The sequence below is a fragment of the Xanthomonas sp. LF07-6 genome (assembly GCF_034105445.1).
In the GTDB taxonomy this organism is placed as follows: domain Bacteria; phylum Pseudomonadota; class Gammaproteobacteria; order Xanthomonadales; family Xanthomonadaceae; genus Xanthomonas_A; species Xanthomonas_A sontii.
The window spans coordinates 1-20,143 of the sequence record NZ_JAXGGI010000008.1 but is presented as its reverse complement, the minus strand read 5'-3'; the positions used below and the strand labels follow the sequence as shown (position 1 = coordinate 20,143).

Here is a 20,143-nt window from a genome sequence, read left to right as displayed (position 1 = left end):
GCGTGGACAGCTTGGCGAAAGCCAGCGGCCGCATGCTGTCGCGCCGGCCGTCGCGCCTCCATCGCCGTCTCCGCATGCCTGTCATCGCCCTGGTCTCGTCCATTGCCCACGCCTGGTCCACGCTGGTCGACCTGGTCGCCAGCCATGCGGTGGCGCCGCTGCTGGCGGCGCTGCACCTGACCGGACTCAGCGACGATCCGCACGACATCGCCGCCTCGCTGCTGGTGGCCGCGCTGCAACTGTCCATCATCGGTGTGCTGTTCCGGCCGCTGGAGAGCCTGTGGCCGGCCGAGCGCTGGGAACATCGGCGGCTGGCGCGGATCGACTTCCACTACACCTGGTTGATGCTGATCGGGGTGTTCCCGCTGTTCTCGTTCCTGATCCTGACCCCGGTGGTGAACGCGCTGGGCGGCGCCGACCCCAACGCCGCGGCGGCGCCGGAGACCGGCCTGCGCCATCTGTGGCCGTGGCTGGACCAGCATCCGCTGGTGCTGTTCGCGCTGTACTACCTGGCCTACGACTTCACCTACTACTGGATGCACCGGGTGCAGCACTGGATGCCGTGGTGGTGGGCGATGCACAGCATGCACCACAGCCAGCGCCAGCTCAGCTGCTGGGCCAACGACCGCAGCAACTACCTGGACGGCATGCTGCAATCGTTCGTGCTGGCCGCGGTGGGCATCGCGTTCGGCATCGAGGCCGACGAGTTCGCCTGGCTGATGCTGCTCGGCGAGCTGGTGCAGAACCTGTCGCACGCCAACACCCGGTTCGGCTTCGGTCCGGTGCTCGACAAGATCTTGGTCGATCCGCCGTTCCACCGCCTGCACCACATGCGCGTGGACCCGGAGCGACCAGGGCTGCACAACTGCAACTTCGGCCAGGTGTTCGCGTTCTGGGACGTGCTGTTCGGCACCGCGCTGTACGGCGAGCCGGTGCGGCCGACCGGCGTGGGCGATCCGATGGTGGACCGCGACAACGAACTGGGCCTGGTCGCGCTGCAGTGGGAAGGGCTCAAGCGCTTCTGGGGTGCGGTGCGGCGCCGTTCCGGATGGACGCCGGGCGAGGTGGCGTTCGGCGAGGACTATGCGCCGATTCCGGTGGATCATGCGGGTTTGCCGTTGAGTGGCGGGGATTCGGGAGTGGCGAGTCGGGATTCGTAGGAGCGGCGCCGGTTGGCAATGCGGTTGTTGCCGGTCTCGCTGGCTGTCGTACCCTCACCCCAACCCCTCTCCCGAGGGGAGAGGGGCTAGCGCTTTTCCTTCTCCCTTTGGGAGAAGGTGCCCCGCAGGGGCGGATGAGGGTAAGGGCGCAGCCTCGTGCGCCCAAACACCGCGAGACGCTACGCGACGTACCCTCACCCCAACCCCTCTCCCGGGGGGAGAGGGGCTAGTCGGCTCACTGCTTCTTCAGACAACCGCTCATGAAGGTCTTGCGGGCGTCGCCCTGTAGCTTCTGCGTCGCGGCTTGGGCGTTGCAGTCCTTCATCCGTTGCTGCGAGGCGTTGCCCGCCGCCGGGGCGGTGCCGCCGCTGAGGCAGGCCTTTTGCGCGCTCTTGTACTCATCGCCTTTCTTGCCCTTGTTCTGGGCCGAGCACTTGGCCATCAGGGTCTGTTGTGCGGTCTGCGGCTTGGTCGCGGCGGTGGCCAGCAGTGGGGCGGCGGTGAAGCTCAGCAGCAGACAGGTGGCGGCGAAGCGGGCGGAACGGGTCATGGCGGCAGCTCCGGTTGGATGTGCCGGCAGGGTGCGCCGGCACGGGTGACCGGATCATGACGCCGCGGCGGCCGGGTCGGCAATGCGGCGCTGCGGCAAGGCGTCGGCGGCCTGCGCCGGGCCGTCGAGGAACAGCATCTGCGGCGGTGGATGCATCAGGAACTGCTGGTGCGAGATGTTCCAGGCGTAGGCGCCGGCCAGCGGGAACGCCAGGCAGTCGCCAGGTGCCAGTGCGGCCACCGGCTGGTCGCGGGCCAGCACGTCCTTGGGCGTGCACAGTTGCCCGACCAGGGTCACCCGCGCATCGCGCAGCACCGGCGGCTGCGTGCCGCGCAGCACCAGGAACGGATGGTCGTGGCCCTGCGCGGCAGGCGTGCGGAAATGATGGGTGCCGCCGCGGCCGATCGCGAACTGCGCGCCATGGCTGCGCTTGATGTCCAGCACTTCCATCAGGTACCAGCCGCAGGCGGCGCTGACGTAGCGACCCGGCTCCAGGCGAAGGCGCAGGCCTTGGCCGTGCGTGCGCAGCAGCGCCGGCAACCCGGCGCAGAACGCGGCCCAGTCGAACGAGGCCGCAGGATCGGCGTAGTCCACGCCGAAGCCGCCACCGGCATTCACCGTCAGCGGTCCCAATCCATAGGCTTGGCGCCAGCCCTGCACGGTCTGCAGGTAGTGTGCGATCAGCCGCAACTGCAGCTGCGCATCGCGCTGGTGCGACAGCAGGTGGAAGTGGAAGCCGTCCAGGCGCAGTCCGCTCGCGCCACGCAGTACCTGCATGGCCGCGTCCAGATCGTCCGCGTCCAGGCCGAACGGCGAGGGCCGCCCGCCCATCACCAGGCGCGTGTCCTGCATGCCCGGCACCACGATGTTCAGGCGCAGGAACACCGACAGCGGCCGCGTGTGCGACGCGGCGATGCGCGCCAGTCGCTGCAGCTCGCCCAGGCTTTCCACGTGCACGCTGCAGTCGGGCAGGCTGGCGGCCAGCTGCAGTTCGGCATCGAGCTTGCCGGGGCCGCCGAACAGCAGCCGGCGGCCCGGCTGGTGCGTGTGCAGCCATTGCAGTTCGCCGCCGGAGGCCGCCTCGAAACCGTCCACCCACGGTGCCAGCGTGCGCAGCACGGGGGGCTCGGCGTTGGCCTTGGCCGCGTAGAACAGTTCGCACTCGGCCGGCAGGTGTGCGCGCAGCATCGCCGCGTGCGTCTGCAGCGCTGCCAGGTCGTAGACGTAGGCGCAGACCGGGCCGTCGGCCTGCGTGCGCAACTGCGCCAGCGCCGCGTGCAGTGGGGCAGGATCGATGCGCAGGCTCATGCCGCCGCCTGCCGCAGCGCGGCGCTGCCGATCGGGTTGGGCAGGAAGCTGTAGTCGGCATGGCGGTCGGCACGTTGCAGCAGGCGCAGGCGCAGGTTGTTCTTGGCCGGCAGCGGCGCGCCGTCGAGCAGGGCCTGCAGTGCCGGTTGCGTGCCGTGGCGCTGCTGCCAGCTGCGCGCGATGTCGCCGACGATCTGCCACAGCTGGCGTTCGCGGCGGTCGTGGCCGTCGGCGAGGTGGAAGATCGCTTCGGCCAGGTTGTTGACCAGCGCGCAGTAGGCGATGCGGTTCCAGCCGCGTTCGGCGCTGTAGTACAGCGACTGTCGCGCGGTCTCGGACATGCCCGGCAGGCGTGCGGCCGGCCAGCGCGACGGCAGCAGCTTGGTGCCTTCCAGGTCGCGGATCCACACCTGTGTCGGCAGGCCGTCCTCGCAGCCGATCACGGTGTTCTGCAGGTGTGGCTCCAGCACGATGCCGTAGCCGAACCAGGCGCTCCACACGCCATCCAGCAGCAGTTGCGCATAGGCGCGGAACCAGGCCGCGGTGGCCGCCTCCAGGCTGCTGGCGCTGCGCTGCGCCAGCGTCTGCAGTGCGGCGGCGCAAGCCGGCTGGCCGCGTGCGTCGTTGGTGAACAGCGCACCGGCCACCTGCGGGCGATAGCGCGCGCGCTGCGCCGCGGGGATCGCCTGCCGGTACAGCACGCCGAAGCTCTCGCCCAGCTCGCGGCAGGCCTGCGCATCGGCGTCCAGCGCGGAGAAGTCCAGGTCGGTGGCGGCCGGCTCCAGCAGCACGTGGAAGCCAGGCACGCGCTGTGCCAGCGCCTGCCAGTCCGGCGCCAGCAGGCGGGTCAGCGCCACCGCGCTTTCCAGTTCGTACCAGGCGTTCTTGCGCACGCAGTTGGTCAGGCGCACGTGCACCGACAGCTTGAGGAAATGATCGAGCTCGGCGTGGTAGAGCGTGCGCACCGACGAGGTCGGGCGCAGCGCCAGGCCGCGTTCGCCCAGCGGCTCGATCCAGCCGCGCGCCTGCGCCTGGCGCAGCAGCGGATGCGCCAGCACGCGCTCGGCCTCCCACGGATGGCAGGGGTACAGGTCGGCGCCGCCGCCGGCCTGCGCCAGCGTCGCGCGCACGTCATCGCCCTGTGCGCGATACAGGCGCGGATCGATGCGGAACCAGAACAGCGGGAAGGCGCTGCGCGCTTCCGGCGCGCAGGCCAGCACCTGCTCCAGCGGCACGCCTTCGCGGCTCTTGGGCGTGGGATGGAAGGCGTGGCCCCACAGCATCGACTGCTCGGCATCGATCAGCGCCTCGCCGGTTGGCTGGGCGGCGTCGGCCTGGCGCAGCAACTGCGCGGTGATGGCGATGCTGTTGGCGCTCTGCGCCAGCAGTTCCAGGTTGGGCGCGTGCTCGCCTTCGCTGAGTTCCTGCAGCAGCAGGCGCACCAGCGCCTCTGCGTCCAGGCAGTGCCACGGACGGCCGTCGGCCTTCAGGTAGGGCGCCGAGGCGAAGCGGCAGCGGCCCAGGCGGTCGGCATGCGCCAGGCGCACGCACAGCGTGGCGCTGGAGGGCAGGCGCAGGCGTAGCCAGCGCTCGCCGGCGGCGGCGATGCCGGGCCGGTCCAGGCCGCGATAGTCGAAGTCGGCCAGGCCGCGATCGAGCGCGACTTCGCGCAGGTAGCAGTTGAGCCAGCAGGTGATCGCCTGCGCTTGCGCCAGGCTGTCGTACCACGGGTCATGCATCGGCAACGGGGACATGGACGGTTCTCCGAACGGACGTGAGCATCAGGGCCGGCAGCAGCGCCAGCAGGGCGGCCGCGGCGGCGGCGAGGAAGGGAACGGCCAGGCCATGGCCTTGCACCAGGGCACCGGCGAGGGCGCCGCCGGCGACGCCGGCGTACTTGCCGGCGGCATCGAAGCGGCCGAACAACTGGCCCGCGCCGCGCCCGCCGGCAACCTCGGCCAGGCTGCGGTTGAGGCCGCGCAGCGCCATCCACATGCCCAGACCGAACAGCAGCCGCGCGGCGATCAACCAGCCGGGCGCCGGCGGCGCCATCTGCAGCAGGCAGGCCAGTGCGAACAGCGCCAGCCCCGCCGGCAGCGGCGACATGCGGTGGTCGCGACCGCGCCAGCACGGCATCAGCACCAGGTAGACCAGGTGCGGCAAGCTGTACAGCAGGCCGGCGACCGCGCTGCTGCCGATGCCGTGCGCCTGCGCATACGGCAGGAAGTAGGGAAAGGTCACCACCATCGCGAAACAGAACAGGAACTGCGTGGTCCACAGCGCCCAGCGCTGGCGGCGCTGCGCCGCATCCGCCTGCGGCATCGCGGGTGTGGATGCGACTGCCGCCGGCACGCGCGGCGGATCGGCCGGCAACCGCCAGCTCAGCGCGAAGGCCAGCAGCGGCAGCAGCGCCAGGTAGCGGTACAGCGACTGCGCCGGCCCCAGCGCGGTGGCCAGGCCGAGCAGCGCCGGTGCGGTGACCATCGCCAGCCGTGCCGAGAACTGGGTCCAGTCCAGCGCCCGCGCCAGCGAGCCACTCTGCGCCTGGCTGCTGAGATAGGCGTTGGTCGCGGCCAGCGAGCCGCCGCAGGCGCCTTGCACGACCAAGCCGGCGACCAGCCAGCCCAGGTTCGGCGCGAAGCCGGCCATGAGGAAGCCAAGCGCCAGGCCGAGTTGCGCGCGCAGCAGCGAGCGCTTGCGTCCATAGCGGTCGGCCAGCCGGCCCCAGGTGCTGGCGGTGAGCGCAGTGCACAGCGTCGGCAGCACGTACAGCACGCCGCTCCAGCCGATCGCCGCACCCGGCGCGAGCTGCTGCAGCACCTGCGGCAGGAACAGCGGCATGCCCAGCGCGGTGAAGGCGGCCAGATAATGCGCGGCCAGCACCGGGCCGAGGAGGCGCTTCATCGCGCCGCCCCGGCCGCGACCGCGCGCGCCGCCAGCGCAGCCTCGCGCAGCAGGTTGGGCGCGCTGTCGCCGTAGAACTTGTTGATGTCCGCCGCGCCGGTGATCTGCTTGCCGAGCAGGCTGCCGGCGCTGAGCAGGTACTTCACCGGCAGCGTGGGCGCGTCCAGCAGCGCCTGCGCCGGGGCGGTGTCGATGCCGTCCTCACGCAGCGCGCGCAGGGTGCCGTGCAGGCGCGCGCGCAGCAGTGCGTACAGCGGGGCGCGCAGTCCCGGCTGCCATTCCGCCAGCCCTTCCAGCACCGCCTGCAGATCCAGTTGCAGGATGATGGTGCAGAACATCCGCGCCAGCGCGGCGTCGTCCTGCACCACGATACGCGCATCGCGCGGGGTGCCCAGCGCGGCCAGCGCCGGCCGTTGCGCGTGCAGCCGCGGCAGCAGCACCCGCGCCGCGTCGTTGTCCTTCATCAGCAGCCGCGGCGCGCGGCCGGCGGCGTAGATCAGCACACTGTTCTGCTGGTTGGCCTCCAGCGCGATGCCGTAGCGCAGCCACAGCCGCAGGTGCACCTGGCACATCAGCGCCAGGTAGCTGTCCCACCAGGCGGTGAGGTCGTCGCCATGGAAGCGGTCGGCCAGGTGCGCGGCCAGCGGCCGGCCATCGGGCAGCGTCGCGCACAGGCCGGCCACCGGCACCAGGGTCGCCTCCGGCAACGCCGGATAGCGGCGCAGCAGATAGGACAGGTGCCGGGTCTCGCCGACATGGCCGGCATGCGCCTCGTCCACGTGCAGGTAGCGTTCGCCCAGCGCCGGATCGTGCGCGGCCAGGTCGCACAGCACGCGTTCGAACCAGTGCCCGTCGTACAGCGTGGACGGTTTGATCAGGCGCAGGTTGAGCGCGCCGAGCGTGCGCATCGGCACCGGCAGCTTCAGATGATGATCGGGAAACGCCAGCGGAATCACCGTGCGCAGCGACAGCGACGGGCGCACCTGCAGCCACGGCTGCGGCGCGGCGATCGCGCCGTCCGGCAGGGCGAAGCCGTCCTCGCCCAGCCGCGCGAAGATCAGCGGGTGCAGCGGCCAGGCGACGTGGTCGGCGTCCAGCGTCGAATCCAGGCCGAGCATGCTCGGGCGCGGCCAGAACGCCGGCGGCGGCGTGGTCTGGGTGACCTGCGCGATTGGCAGCGCCAGCCAGCGCAGCGCGAAGCTGGGGCCGAACTCCGGTGCGTAGCGCGGCAGGTCGGCATCGTCCAGGCCGAGCTTGGCGCGTGCGCTGGGATAGAACGGATGGTCGCGGTGGCTGGCCAGTTGTTCGCAGCGGTAGGCGCGCTCGTGCGCGTCGGCGGCGTCCAGCGCGGTGGCCAGCAGCGGCCGTTGCTGCGCGTAGGCCTGCCGCGCCAGCGCGCGCTGGCGTACCGCGCACTCGGCTTCCTCGACATAGGCGCGGTGCAGCGCCTGGGTCTCCGCATCGAGCCCGGCGCCCAGTCGCGCCAGCCACTGCGCCGCGCCGGATTCGCAGACACTGTGCTGCCCGGTGTGCAGGACCCAGCTGTCGCTGCAGGCGCTCACGGTCTGCAGGTAGCCGGCGCGACGCAGCGGCAGCCACAGTTCGCCGTCGGGCAGGTGCGCGATGCGCCACCAGATGGCGTCTGTGGGCAGCGGCGCCTGCGCCCAGGCGGCGAGCACCGCCGGCGGCGGCGTGGCCGCGGCGCCGCGGCTGACGATGCCGCGCAGGTCTTCGCGCAGGCAGGCGTCGATCACGCGCAGGTCGATGTAGCGGCGGTCGGCGTCCTGGCTCATGCCGCCACTCCGGTGGTGGTGTCGATGCGCCAGTGCAGCGACGCCTCGGTGCTGGCCAGCGCCTGCTGCAGGTCCGACGCGGTGTCGGCGAGCACGTCCAGCACGCCCAGGTAATCCTTGTTGGAGTGGCTCAGGCGGATTGCGTCGCCGGGTTGCCGCAGGCGGCGGTAGCGTGCTTCCCAGTGCGCGTCGCTGCTGGCATGGTCGGCACTGGCCACCGCCAGCCTGCCGTCGTGCTCGGCCACGTAGTAGCGCACCAGCGCCTGCGCGCGGCGCGCCTGCAGCGCCGGCAGCGGCCGGCCCAGGTGCAGGCCGAGCACGCTGTCGAACCAGTGTCCGCCGAACAGGCGATCGAGCAGGAATTCGCGGCCGTCGCCGATGCTGCGGTAGTTGATCTCCACCAGCACCGGGCCGTCGGCGGTGAGGATGAACTCGCTGTGGCATACGCCGAAGCCGATGCCGAACGCCTGCAGTTGCGCCAGTGCCTGCTGCAGCACCGGGGTGTCGATGGCGCTGCGCCAGCGCGCCTCGCATTCGACGAAATGCGGTGGCGCCGACAGTTGCACGTCGAAGCCGCCGATCGGCTGCAGGGTGCGCCCGTCGCCGAGCGTTTCCAGGGTGAACAGCGGACCCTCCAGCACGCTCTCCAGCAGCACGCTGCGCTGCGGGTGGCGCTGCCAGAAATCATCGAGGTAGGCCTGCAGCGCCGCCGCGCCGGCGCAGTGGCGCACGTCCAGGCTGGCCACGCCTTCGCGCGGCTTGGCGATCAGCGGCCAGGGTGCCTGCGCCGGCGGCATCGCGCCCGGCGCCAGGCTGCAGAACCACGGCGCCGGCAGGCCGAGCGCGCGCAGCCGCTGGCGCATCGCCGCCTTGTTCTTGGCCGCGTAGCAGACCTGCCAATCCTTGCCCGGCACGCCGAGCGCGGCGGCGACCACGGCGGCGCTGGTCTGCAGGTGATCGCTGTTGCTGAATACCGCGCGCGGCGGCTGCGGCAGGCTGCCGAGCAGGTCGAGCACGCCCAGCGGATTGAACACGTCGCACTCCAGCACCTGCACCGGTGCGGCCGGCGGATGGCGGCGGAAGTGGTCGAGGTGCGCGTGGCGGTGGTCGGTCAGCAGCAGCACCGGCACGCCCAGGCGCTGCGCGGCGGGGAGGAAGCCATCGGTCACCGCCGGGTGGCAGACGTGGCTGAGGAGCAGCAGGGGAGCGTCGTGCGAGGTCATGTGCGGGTCTCGTCGGGCGCAGGCGCACGCACGCCGCCGGCGCGGCCGCGCGGAGGCGGACACGGGAGGCATGCGCCGCGGCTGCGGCAGGGTCGCGTGGTTGCCTGGCGCATCGCATCGGGCGCGCGCTGGGTAGGGGAAGGACGCGGCTGCGTCCGCTGCAGGTGCCCGCGTCTCCCGCGGGCGGCGGCGCGCCGTGCTGGCGCGCGGTGGTGCGACTGCCGGCGTCGTCGTCCGACGCCGGCGTGGATCAGAACGTGTACTCGAGGCCGACGGTGACGCTGCGGCCCGGCGCCGGCTGCCGGCCCCAGGGACTGGTGTCGATGCCGCGGTACCAGTACTTCCGATCGAACAGGTTGTTGACCGCCAGCGACGCGCTGAGCTTGCCGCTGGCGCCTTCGCTGAGCACCTGGCTCAGCTGCGCGTTCCACACCCAGTAGGCCGGCAGCTCGCCGACCGAGCCGATCGCGTTTTCCTGCACGGTGTTGGCCGCATCGCTGAAGGCGCGGCTGAAGTAATAGCTGGAAACGGCGACGGTGGTATGACCGGATTCGGGCCGGTACGACGCGCCGAGGGTGAGCTGGTTGCGCGAGGTGTAGGGCACGCGCAGGCCGTCGTACACGCCCGATTTCTGCCGTGCGTCCAGATAGGCGTAGCCGGCATTGAGGGTCAGCGCGCGCAGTTGCGCCGGGCTCCACTGCAGTTCCACTTCGCCGCCCTGGTGGCGGGTCTTGCCGAGGTTGCGGTAGGTGCGCGTGGTGTTGTCGAGCTGGATCTGCTGGTCGAAGTCGATCAGGTAGCCGCCGAACTGCACGCGGGTGCGCTCATTGGGCTGGTAGCGTGCGCCCGCTTCGTAGTTCCAGGCCAGTTCGGCGTCGAGGTTGTCGCCGAAGATGATCTGGGTGACCTGCGGCGCGCGCAGCGAGCGCTGTCCGTCGGCGTACAGGTACCACTGCGGGCTGGCCTGGAATCCCAGGGTCAGGCCGGGCAGCACGTCGTCGGTCTTGTTGCGCGTGCGCGCGCCGCTGGCCAGGTTGTAGTAGCGCGAATCGACCTGCTCGTAGCGCAGGCCGGGGGTGACGGTGACGCGGCCGTCGGCGAAGGCGATCGCGTCGCTGACGTAGGCGGCGGCGCCGCGGTCCTTGAAGCGCCAGTCGCGCACCAGGGTGTACAGGCCGTCCCTGAGGCGGGTGTTGCCGACCAGGAAGTCGATGTCCTCGTTGATCGCGCGCGCGCCCAGCGTCCACTGCTGGCGCACCGCGCCGTCGCCCATCGTCCAGCTCAGCCGCGGCTCGCTGCCGTAGACGCGGAAATCGCGCGGGGCACTCTGCCGCAGTTGCGGCGGCAGGTCGGGGCGCCAGGTCTCGCTGGCCGCCGAGCGCATGCCGACGATGAAGTTGCGGCTGCTGCGCGCGCTGAAGTTGCTCCAGTCCAGGCGCAGGTCCTGGAACGGCCCCACATCGCCGAAGTCCTGCTGATAGACCAGCGAGGCGCGCGTGGTGCGGCCGTTGAATGCGTCCAGCGGCCGCGTCGACTGGCGTGGATCGCGCAGGTAGTCGGCGGTGGACAAGGCGCCGGCCATGTCCATGTCGGCGACGTAGCGCTGCACGCTGGCCTTGAGCAGCGTGTCCGGCGCCAGCCACCATTCCGCGCGCAGGCGCAGGTTCTTGATGTCGGTGGCGCTGTGTTCGCGCCAGTAGTCGCCCTTGGTCCAGTTGGCGTCCAGTTGCAGGCCGAACGTGTCGCTGGCGTAGCCGCCGGTGCTGATCGCGGTGTCGCCCAGGTAATGCCCGGCGCCGCCGGCGGTGACCTTCTGCCCCAGCGTGGTGGTCCAGGTGGTGGGAATGTCCGGGCTGATCAGGTTGATCACGCCGCCGACGTTGTTGGGGCCGTACTGCACCGCCGCGCCGCCGCGCACGATGTCGATGCGGTCGACCTGGTTCAGGCCGACCGGGAACAACGACAGGCTGGTCTGCCCGTACGGCGCCAGCGCCAGCGGAATGCCGTCCTCGAGCACCTGCACGCGGCCGCTACGGCTCTCGTACAGGCCGCGCAGCATGATCTGCGGCAGCGCGCCGGTGCCGGTCTCGTCGAACACCTTGATGCCCGGCACCTTCTGCAGCGCGTCGTCCAGCGAGCGGTTGGCGCCGGTGCGCAGTTGCGTGTTGTCGATCACCTGGCGGCTGCCGGCGTAGTGCTGCACGTCCTCGACGGTGGAGCGGCCGAGCAGGCTGCCCTGCACCTGCACCGCGTCGAGCTGGCGGATCCGCGCCTGCGCGTCGGCGTCGGGCGGAGTGTCCTCGGCGCGCGCGCTGGAGGGGGCGAGCATGGCGGCGGCGAGGGCGACGGCCAGCAGCGAAGGGGAAAGCGAAGCGATCAAGACGACGACTCCAGAGGCACGAAAACGGTCAGGGGCTGCGCAGGTCGGCCGCGCGCTGGCGCAACGCGGCCTGCAGCAACGCGCGGTCTTCGCCGGCGAACAGCCACTGCAGGTCCGCCTGCGCCAGCCAGTGCGCGCGTTGCGCGGCGTCGCGGGGATTGGGGCAGAACGGAACGCCGGCGGCGCGGCAGGCCGCGTCGATCTCCAGCAGCTGTTCCCAGACCTGCGGATGGGTGGGCTGCGGGCCAACGCCCAGGTCCAGCGCCAGGTCCAGCGCGCCTTCCATCACCAGCGACACGCCGGGCACCTGCAGGATCTGCGGCAGGGCGCGCACGCCGGCGGCGCTCTCGATCATCGGGATCACGCGCAGGCGCGCGCGGCTGCCGGCGATGTAGTCGGCCAGGGCCACGCTGCCGAAGCCGGTGACGCGGCCGCCGGTGATGCCGCGGCGGCCGTGCGGCGGGAAGTGCGCGGCGGCGACCGCGCGCTCGGCCTGCTCGGCGCTGTCCAGCCCGGCCAGGACCACGCCGCGGGCGCCGGCATCGAGCACCCGGCCGATCAGCTTGGCATCGACCTCGGGCACGCGCACCCACGGTTCGCAGTCGCCCAGCTCGCAGGCGCGGATGGCATGTTCCAGCTCGGCGGGCGAGCGCAGCACGTGTTCCAGATCGAGTACCGCGAAGTCGTAGCCGACATGCCCGAACATCTCGCACAGCAGGGCACTGGGCACGGAGTTGAGCAACCCGATCTTGCAGGCCATGGGGGAGGGCGCGCGGAACTGGGGAAGGGAGCGCAATCCTGCCGCAAACGAGAATGCTTATCAAGAAGATTCGCTACGGGTCTTCACGGCCGCCGTAGACGCTTTCTGTGCGCCACCACACTTTTCGCTCTGCGACTCACCGTCCGAAGAGGAGCCGCTTTTGCGAATCCCCAATCCCCAATGCCTAATCCCTAAGCCGCGCTGTCAAGGCCTCAGCGCGCCGCGGCACGCATCCCCCGATACGGCGGCGTCGCCATCACCATTTCCGCCAGCGAATAGGCCAGCTCGCGCTCGGCCATCACCGTGCCGTCGGCGCCGTGGTCGAGCAGGTGCTTGACCTCGGCGTCGCTGTGCGCACGCGCCAGCAGGGTCAGTGCCGGGTTCAGCGCACGCAGCTTGGCCAGGGCTTCGCCGGCCTCCAGCGGCTGCGGGATCGCCAGGATCGCGATCTTGGCCTTGTCCGGGTGCGCCTCGGCCAGCACCCGGTCGGCCGCGGCGCTGCCGCGGATGCCGGGGATGCCGTCGGCGTGAGCGCGCTCGACGTGGTCGCGGTTGTCGTCGATCACCAGCACCGGCACGCCGCGCTCGCGCAGCACCGCCGCCAGCGCGCTGCCGACCCGGCCGTAGCCGATCACGATGGCGTGGTCGACCAGGTCCAGCGACGGGCCCGGCGGCAATTCCGGCTCCACCGTCACCGGCGCCTCCACCGCCTGCCGCGCCTGCCAGCGGTCCAGCCAGGTGAACAGCAGCGGGTTGGCGATGATCGACAGCAGCGCGCCGGCCAGGATCAGGTCGCGGCCGGTCTCGGGCAGGATCGCCAGGCTCACGCCCAGGCCGGCCAGGATGAAGGAGAACTCGCCGATCTGCGCCAGGCTGGTGGAAATGGTCAGGGCGATGCCGGTGGGGTGGCCGAACGCCCGCACGATCACGAAGGCGGCCAGCGACTTGCCGACGGTGATGGTCAGGAACGTGGCCAGCACCTGCCAGGGATGCTCGACCAGGATGTGCGGATCGAACAGCATGCCCACCGAGACGAAGAACAGCACCGCGAAGGCGTCGCGCAGCGGCAGCGAGTCGTTGGCGGCCTTGTGGCTGAGCTCGGATTCCTTCAGCAGCATGCCGGCGAAGAACGCGCCCAGCGCGAACGACACGCCGAACAGGGTGGCCGAGCCGAACGCCACGCCCAGCGCGATCGCCAGCACCGACAGGGTGAACAGTTCGCGCGAGCCGGTCGCGGCGACCTTCTCCAGCGCCCACGGGATGGCGCGGCGGCCGACCACCAGCATCACCGCCACGAACGCGGCCATCTTCAGCAGGGTGACGCCGAGCGCGCCGAGGATCGCCCCGGTATCGGCGCCCTTGCCGCCGAGCGCGTCGGCCAGTGCCGGCAGCAGCACCAGCGCCAGCACCATCACCAGGTCCTCCACGATCAGCCAGCCGACCGCGATGCGCCCGCGCAGGGTTTCCAGCAGGCGCCGTTCCTCCATCGCCCGCAGCAGCACCACGGTACTGGCCACCGACAGCGCCAGGCCGAACACCAGGCCGTGCAGGGTCGGCCAGCCCATGCTCCAGGCCAGGCCCCAGCCGAGCAGGGTGGCGACCGCGATCTGCGCCAGCGCGCCGGGGATCGCGATCCACTTCACTTCCATCAGGTCTTCGAGCGAGAAGTGCAGCCCCACGCCGAACATCAGCAGCATCACCCCCAGTTCCGACAACTGATTGGCCAGCGCCTGATCGGCGACGAAGCCCGGCGTGAACGGACCCACGCAGATGCCGGCCACCAGGTAGCCGACCAGCGGCGAGAGTTTGAGGCGATGGGCCAGCGTGCCGAGGAGGAAGGCGAGCGCGAGCCCGACCGCGATGATGTCGATGAGACTGGTGTCGTGATGCATTCAGGATCGCAGAACAAGTAGGCCCCGAGTGTCGCCGATCGGGGCTTTTGTCGGCAAATGGGTGGGGGGCGCCAAACGGCTGGCGGACCCCGGGCATCGTGATTGGGCCACAGGCCCATTACGTGGCGGGCTGCGCGTGCGGCGACAGGACGGAACGATCTCGGGCGGCGGCTGGGCGGCCGCCATCGGGAGCAGGCGGCCGCGAGACGCATGCCCCCGGCATCGCGCAGGTGGGGCACGGATGCGCTTGCCAGGGCCGGCGAGCCGCGCAACCGGCGCCCCGGGCAGTGCCGCATCCCGGCCCCGGCTCCCGCTCCCCGACACCTTGAGTGGGATGGAAGTCGCAGCGATCGGGTCCCCCACGCAACTCCCTGTCAGGAAAGGCATTACAGCGGATGATGGACGTTATCTGTCTACTGTTCCGGCCCATCCCGTGGTGTATGTTTGCGCCAATTAGGTGTCCTGCCAGGACCAGGGTGGCATGGCTAGACTGAAGACATTCGCGAGCGGAATCCTCTTGAGCGCGGTGTACTGCGCGGCCTACCTGGCCGTGTGGCACTGCTCTCTGGATCAATGGTTCCTGCCGATCGGACTGCGCACCGCAGCACTGCTGTTTCTCCCGTATCGGCTTTGGCCCTACGTTTTTCTGGGAGACGCGGCGGCGCTGCTGAGCATGCGTGTGCCGATGATCGAGGAGGGCGGGGCAAATCCGGTCTGGGTGTACGGCAGCTCGTTCCTGTTGATGCCGGCCTTCTCGCTGCTGCCTTGGGCGGTCCGGCGCAGCCTTCCTGATTTCCGGGTCGAGCAGAGCTGGCTGCCGCTGATCTGCCTGTGCGCGGCATTGTGGGCTGTGCTCGTCAACAAGGGAGTCAACTGGCTGCTGGGTGGGCCTGCCGCCTACATCAATCTGGAAAACACGCTGAAGTTCTGGATAGGTTTCTATCTGGGTATCGTCATGTTCGTCTTTCCCGCCCTGCTGTGGGTCAGGCGAGGAGAGGGAGATACAGGCGAGCGAAGGACGCTGCTGCACAGCGCAGGCGTCGCTGCGTTACTGATGGCCGTCCTGTTCGCTGGGGCAATGCAGGCCGAGGGTGTGCTGCGCCAGTTCGTTCTGGTTCTGATGATCGCGCCGGCTGTGTGGCTGACGTTCAAGCATGCATGGCGAGGCGCTGCAATCGGTGTTGTGATGGCCAACTTTGCGGTGGCCATGTCATTGCCAAAGACCAACTATGCCGGTGCCTACGATGCGGACACATTGCAGGTGCAGTTGTTGGTGGCATTCGCGGTGACTGCGCTCGCTTCGTTAGGCGCCAGGCTCTCTGTCGCCTTCGACCAGGCGCAACGCTTCGGCTTTGCCGAAAGGCAGGCCCTGCAAGTCGCCCAGGCCAGCTACATGTCGGCCGAGCGCACGCTGCGTAACCGCGTGATCGAGTACACCGACATCCATGTGCACATCAACAAGCTGCGCCGCGACATCGCCAGCACGCTGAAGGAGCACGGTCACTACGCCGCGGCGATGGAAATGAACCGTACCGGGGTGATCCAGGCGCAATTGCTGGACGATTACGTCGCGGCGCTGTATCCGCTGGATATCGAAACCCACGGCCTGTACGGCGCGCTGAATTCCATCGCCTTCGCCAACGCCTGCGATACCGAGGTCGAGGCGCGGCTGCACGGGGATTCGCGGCGGCTGTCCATCGGGCTGCAACTGGCGGCGTATCGCTGCGTGCTCAACGCCATGGAAATCCTGCCCGATGCGGGCCGGCACACGATCACCGCACGGGTCTGGACGGCACGCGGCAAACGCGGCGTGGTGGTGACCGTGGAAGCCGATGCGGCGATGCCGGGCAGCGATCGCAGGCAGCATAGCGCCGACGAGATGGACTGGGAGTTGGCAAGCCGGTTAAAGGCTCATGACGGCACCTGCCGGCGCCGTCATGAGCGGAAGATCAGTTTCCTGATCTCCGAGCCGCTGCAAAAGACCGTTATTTCTTGATGGTCACGGTCCAGACGTCGCCGTTGGCGCCGCTGGTCACCTGCACGGTGAAGTAGCGCGCATCGTAGACCACGGTGCCGCGGCTGCTGTCGAAGGTGTCGACGGTGCTCACCCGATCCACGTCCTTGCCCATCGGCGTCACCCAGGCGGTGTCGCCGACGCGGCCGACCGCACCGCGCACCTGACCGGTGCTGTCGTTGATCTGCAGGTAGGTCACGCCGTTACGCTCGAACTGATAGATGCGCACCGATGCGTTGGTGGACAGGTTGGTCGCCGCTGGTGCGCTCTCGCCGAAGCCGCGAATGGCGATCGGCGTACCGACACCGCCGCCCGGACAGCAGCTCTGTGCATAGGCATTGGACGCCAGCGCAGAGCAGAGCACGATGCCCGAGAGTGTCGCGAGTTTAGAAGTTTTCCACATAATCAGGTCCTTCCCCGGGTGGGGCTTTTTTGCCTGCCGTTCAGGCGATTCCACATTACGCGAATCGCAACAGGCCACTGTTGACAAATAATCAATCGATTCATACTTGTGATGTGGCTCACGCTTATTTTTGCGGAGGAATTCCCGCAAATACGCCGCATCGGCTTGCTCAGGTATGGCCCCAGGTCACGCGCGATTCGCGTCGACCATCCGGCATCGCCGGGGTGTCGGGCGTGGACCTTATTGCAGTTTCCATGCCACACATTGCGGGTATGTCCTCGCGGTGCAGCAGGGCATTTTATTGCTGGCGCTTCCGCGTTCGGCACAGCCAAGTGATGCCGAATGCCGCTGTCGATGGCGAGTGCGTTGCATCGTGGGGAAATCCATCGCGCCGTTGCCCGGCGTGTGTCGAATGCGATCACGAGTCGTGCCGTGTCTGAGATGGCCATCACCGACGTGACCGGATCGGTGCAGTTGCTCGGCGCGATGTGCCCGGATCGCGCGGCGAATGTTTGACGCCTCTGCGCGTCACTGTCGTGGAAACGCATGGTTCGAACGGATGACGGCGCGAGTGCGATGCGTTGCCAAACGGGACGAGGCTTATGGGCGCGCGCTTTGCCGACGCTTCGTCACCGCCGCGTTGATGCCCATCCGATTCCTGCGTCAGCGGTGTAGCGCCGCACGCCATCCAGACCGACCTGGCGGACATGCGGTCGCGGCGTTGTCTGCGATGAACGCGGTGGCGGCGGTGCCGGGACACCGCCGCTGCAATGCATCACCAGCTGTAGTTGACGTTGGCGTAGGCGAAGGCGCCGTTGAAGCCGAACGGCGAGGACGTGCTGTACGGCAGATAGGTGCGAGTGCCTGCGCCGGCGCGCGAGCGGTCGGGATACTCGTTGAGCACGTTGTCGCCGCCGACGGTCACGCGCCAGCGGCCCAGCGTGTACGCGGCCGACAGGTCCAGGGTCCATTTGGCCGCATAGGTCTGGTCGGCGGCCGGCGTGGTGCCGAAGTCGGTGAATTCGCCCCAGCGCGTGGCCGTGGCGGTGAAGGCCCAGGCGCCGGGCGACCATACGCTGCTCAGAAAGAACTTGTCGCGCGGCGAACCGCGGGTGATGCGGCCGATCTCGGCACGGCCGATGCGTACGGCGGTCGGGTCGATCGCTTCCAGCACCGCCGGGTTGCCGGCGATCTTCTCGATGTCGGTCTTGTTGTAGTTGTAGCCGGCGGTGAGATCGAGGCTGCTCGCGGGCAGCGTGAGCTTGTAGGTGCCGATCGCATCCACGCCCTGGGTCTTGGTGTCGATGGCGTTGGTGAAGTAGCGGCCGCCGCCGATGCCGGCGTAGCCGTTGCCCTGCAGGTAGTTGCGTACGGCCGTGGAGGTGAGATTCTCCGAGAGCACGATGCGGTCGTCGATGTCGATGCGGTAGGCATCGAGGGTGATGTACAGCGCGTCCACCGGCTGCAGCACCAGACCCAGGCCGTAGTTCTTGGACTTCTCGGCCTTCAGCGGCTCGGCGCCGAGCGCGATCGCCGCCGGGTTGTCGGTGCGGAAGGTGCCGATCTCGAACGGCGTGGCGGCGATGCTGCCGTCAGGCTGGGCGACGTTGATGAAGTTGGTGGCGACCGACTGGAAATACTGCTGCTGCAGCGACGGTGCGCGGAAGCCGGTGGAGACGGTGGCGCGCAGCGCGACCTTCGGGCTGAAGGCGTAGCGCAGCGACAGCTTGCCGGTGGCGGTGTCGCCGAAGTCGCTGTAGTTCTCGTAGCGCCCGGCCAGGCCGGCGGAGAACTTGTCGGTGATGTCGCCTTCCAGGTCGAGATAGGCCGAGTAGCTGTTGCGATCGTAATGGCCGGAATCGCTGGGCTTGAAGCCGGCGAACACCTGCGCGCCCGGCAGCAGGGTGCCATTGGCCGAGGGAATGCCGCCGTTGACGTAGGACGCCGGCGCGCCCGGCGATTCGTTGAACTTCTCGCCGCGCCACTCGGCGCCGAAGGCCAGGGTCACCGGGTAGGCCAGGCCGACCTCCAGCGATTTGCTGAAGTCGGCGTTGAGCACGTTCTGGGTGACCTGCAGCGCGCCCGCATAGAACTCGGTGGGACTGGCCAGGCCGAGGCTGTTGTTGAGGCTGTGGCGCACGTCGAAACTCAGATCGTTGCGGCCGTAGTTGTAGCTGAGGTCGATGGCCAGGCCGCCGGCGGTGCTGGACTTGACCCCGCCGACCCAGGACACGTCCTTGCTGAGGTTGTAGATCTGCGGCAGGAAGCCGGCGGGGTAGATCTCCGGGCGGTTGCGGTTGTCGCCGGACCAGCGGAAGTAACCGTTGGACAGCACCTCGCGGCGGCTGAGCATCGCGTAGGAATAGAAGGTGATGTAGTCGGCCGGGCTGTACTGACCGTTGTAGGAGACCGCGCCCTGGTCCACGTCGGGGTCGCCGTAGCGCTGCTGCACCTGGCCCTGGTACGGCGTGGCGCGGTCGGTCTGGTCCTGGTGTCCGGCCTGCGCGGCGAAGTGCACTGTGCCGGTCTCGGCGAAGGTGAGCCCGGCATCGCCGGAGAGCTGGTACTGCTCGCCGTCGCCGGCGCTGTACTTGCCGTAGCGCCCGGCCAGGCTGCCGCCCGTGCCGCTGCCCTTGAGCACGATGTTGATGACGCCGGCGATGGCGTCGGAACCGTATTGCGCGGAGGCACCGTCGCGGAGCACTTCGATGCGTTCGACCGCGGCGATGGGAATGGTGTTGAGATCGGCCGGCGAGGAGCCGCGGCCCTGCGCGCCGTTGAGGTTGACCAGCGCGGTGGTGTGGTAGCGCTTGCCGTTGACCAGCACCAGCACCTGGTCCGGCGAGAGCCCGCGCAACTGCGCCGGGCGCACCGCATCGGAGCCATCGGTGATCGCCGGGCGTGGAAAGTTCAACGACGGCACCGCGCGCGACAGCGCGGTGGCCAGTTCGGTGGTGCCGGTGGACTGCAGCGTCTCCGGTGAGATGATGTCGATCGGCGAGGCCGATTCGGCGACGGTGCGATCGGCCACACGCGTACCGGTGACGATGACGGTGTCCAGCGTTTGCGCGTTGCCGGTGTTCTGCGCGTGGACCGAAACGGCGGACGTCGCCAGGCACAGGGCGACGGCGTGGGCGAGCGGAGTGAGCGTGCGCGTCATGGGGGAGGCGGCTCCAGAAGTGGGGGGAGGCGCCGCTGCATGCGCACTCCCCTGTCCCCTGGCGGATGCGACGACGCGACCTAGGGATTACCGGTTGATGTCAGTGGAGTCAATATTCCGTTAAGCCTGATGCCGAGGTTGCAATTGCAACCACCGCTGCAGGCGTTGCGGCAGCGCCAATCCCGGGATTTTCCGGGCGTGTAGACAAAATGCCGCCCATGCGCACGGACATGGTGCACGCGGCGGTGCCTGCGCGCGGGTGCTGCGGCGTTTTTCGCAGTGCGATGTGAGGGATGCTGGCTGCGCGGCACGAGGCGGAGCACGGTGTTGGGCGCGTCGCGGTTGCACGAGCGCAGCATCTCGCGAGCAATGCGTATGGCGCTTGTGGGAGCGGCTTCAGCCGCGACGAGTGAAGCCCAACGCCAGCTGGCACCTTCATGCGTCGGGACTGAAGTCCCTCCCACAAGGACGCCCGATCCATGCGCCGGAGGAGCGGCTTCAGCCGTGCCCCATGGACAGCATCGTGCCGCGGCCGGAGCCGCTCCTTGTATCTGGACATGTCGCCCCTAAACAGGCGTCATGTCTTCCGACTGATC

The 20,143-nt window shown here is 69.5% G+C and carries 14 protein-coding genes; 3 read left to right on the top strand and 11 right to left on the bottom strand.

Annotated features, from left to right (window positions below):
• Window positions 1-74 precede the first annotated feature (74 nt).
• Window positions 75-1,160, top strand: coding sequence for a sterol desaturase family protein (locus SLW56_RS13355; protein WP_295910330.1), 1,086 nt, complete (start codon window positions 75-77; stop codon window positions 1,158-1,160).
• 235 nt (window positions 1,161-1,395) lie between these two features.
• On the opposite strand, the gene SLW56_RS13350 is transcribed toward SLW56_RS13355, so the two are convergent.
• The 9 genes from SLW56_RS13350 to ybaL form a co-directional block, all read right to left on the bottom strand.
• Window positions 1,396-1,710, bottom strand: coding sequence for a PsiF family protein (locus SLW56_RS13350; RefSeq protein WP_017910801.1), 315 nt, complete (start codon window positions 1,708-1,710; stop codon window positions 1,396-1,398).
• Between the two features lie 54 nt (window positions 1,711-1,764).
• Window positions 1,765-3,018, bottom strand: coding sequence for a type III PLP-dependent enzyme (locus SLW56_RS13345; protein ID WP_320694972.1), 1,254 nt, complete (start codon window positions 3,016-3,018; stop codon window positions 1,765-1,767).
• The gene (locus SLW56_RS13340) at window positions 3,015-4,772 is read right to left on the bottom strand and encodes an IucA/IucC family protein (protein WP_320694971.1); all 1,758 of its coding nucleotides are present in this window, start codon (window positions 4,770-4,772) and stop codon (window positions 3,015-3,017) included. The genes SLW56_RS13345 and SLW56_RS13340 overlap by 4 nt, the downstream gene beginning before the upstream one ends.
• Window positions 4,750-5,922, bottom strand: coding sequence for an MFS transporter (locus tag SLW56_RS13335; protein WP_152236035.1), 1,173 nt, complete (start codon window positions 5,920-5,922; stop codon window positions 4,750-4,752). Before SLW56_RS13335 ends, SLW56_RS13340 begins: the two co-directional genes overlap by 23 nt.
• On the bottom strand, window positions 5,919-7,715 hold the full coding sequence (locus SLW56_RS13330; protein WP_320694970.1) for an IucA/IucC family protein: 1,797 nt from the start codon (window positions 7,713-7,715) through the stop codon (window positions 5,919-5,921). The genes SLW56_RS13335 and SLW56_RS13330 overlap by 4 nt, the downstream gene beginning before the upstream one ends.
• A complete protein-coding gene (locus tag SLW56_RS13325; RefSeq protein WP_320694969.1) occupies window positions 7,712-8,938 on the bottom strand; it encodes a siderophore biosynthesis protein PvsA in 1,227 nt (408 codons plus the stop codon). Before SLW56_RS13325 ends, SLW56_RS13330 begins: the two co-directional genes overlap by 4 nt.
• Before the next feature lie 250 nt (window positions 8,939-9,188).
• Window positions 9,189-11,267 carry a TonB-dependent siderophore receptor gene (locus SLW56_RS13320; protein ID WP_267094206.1) on the bottom strand — a complete coding sequence of 693 codons (2,079 nt, stop codon included), beginning with the start codon at window positions 11,265-11,267 and terminating at the stop codon, window positions 9,189-9,191.
• 79 nt (window positions 11,268-11,346) lie between these two features.
• Window positions 11,347-12,078 (bottom strand): aldolase/citrate lyase family protein, encoded by a 732-nt coding sequence (locus tag SLW56_RS13315; protein ID WP_295919479.1) that lies wholly within the window; start codon window positions 12,076-12,078, stop codon window positions 11,347-11,349.
• A gap of 212 nt (window positions 12,079-12,290) precedes the next feature.
• Window positions 12,291-13,970: a YbaL family putative K(+) efflux transporter gene (gene ybaL / locus SLW56_RS13310; RefSeq protein ID WP_267123530.1), complete on the bottom strand. Its 1,680-nt coding sequence runs from the start codon at window positions 13,968-13,970 to the stop codon at window positions 12,291-12,293.
• 481 nt (window positions 13,971-14,451) lie between these two features.
• Here ybaL and SLW56_RS13305 point away from each other — a divergent pair, with 481 nt between their 5' ends.
• Entirely contained in the window at window positions 14,452-15,966 is a 1,515-nt protein-coding gene (locus tag SLW56_RS13305; protein WP_150409773.1) for an MASE1 domain-containing protein, read from the top strand.
• Here SLW56_RS13305 and SLW56_RS13300 read toward each other — a convergent pair.
• On the bottom strand, window positions 15,956-16,387 hold the full coding sequence (locus tag SLW56_RS13300; RefSeq protein WP_026143831.1) for a hypothetical protein: 432 nt from the start codon (window positions 16,385-16,387) through the stop codon (window positions 15,956-15,958). The genes SLW56_RS13305 and SLW56_RS13300 overlap by 11 nt on opposite strands.
• A 342-nt stretch (window positions 16,388-16,729) precedes the next feature.
• Here SLW56_RS13300 and SLW56_RS13295 point away from each other — a divergent pair, with 342 nt between their 5' ends.
• Window positions 16,730-16,903 (top strand): hypothetical protein, encoded by a 174-nt coding sequence (locus SLW56_RS13295; protein ID WP_193312571.1) that lies wholly within the window; start codon window positions 16,730-16,732, stop codon window positions 16,901-16,903.
• Window positions 16,904-17,162: 259 nt separating this feature from the next.
• Here the strand turns inward: SLW56_RS13295 and SLW56_RS13290 are convergent, their stop codons facing one another.
• Window positions 17,163-19,547 (bottom strand): TonB-dependent receptor, encoded by a 2,385-nt coding sequence (locus SLW56_RS13290; protein ID WP_320694968.1) that lies wholly within the window; start codon window positions 19,545-19,547, stop codon window positions 17,163-17,165.
• Window positions 19,548-20,143 lie beyond the last annotated feature (596 nt).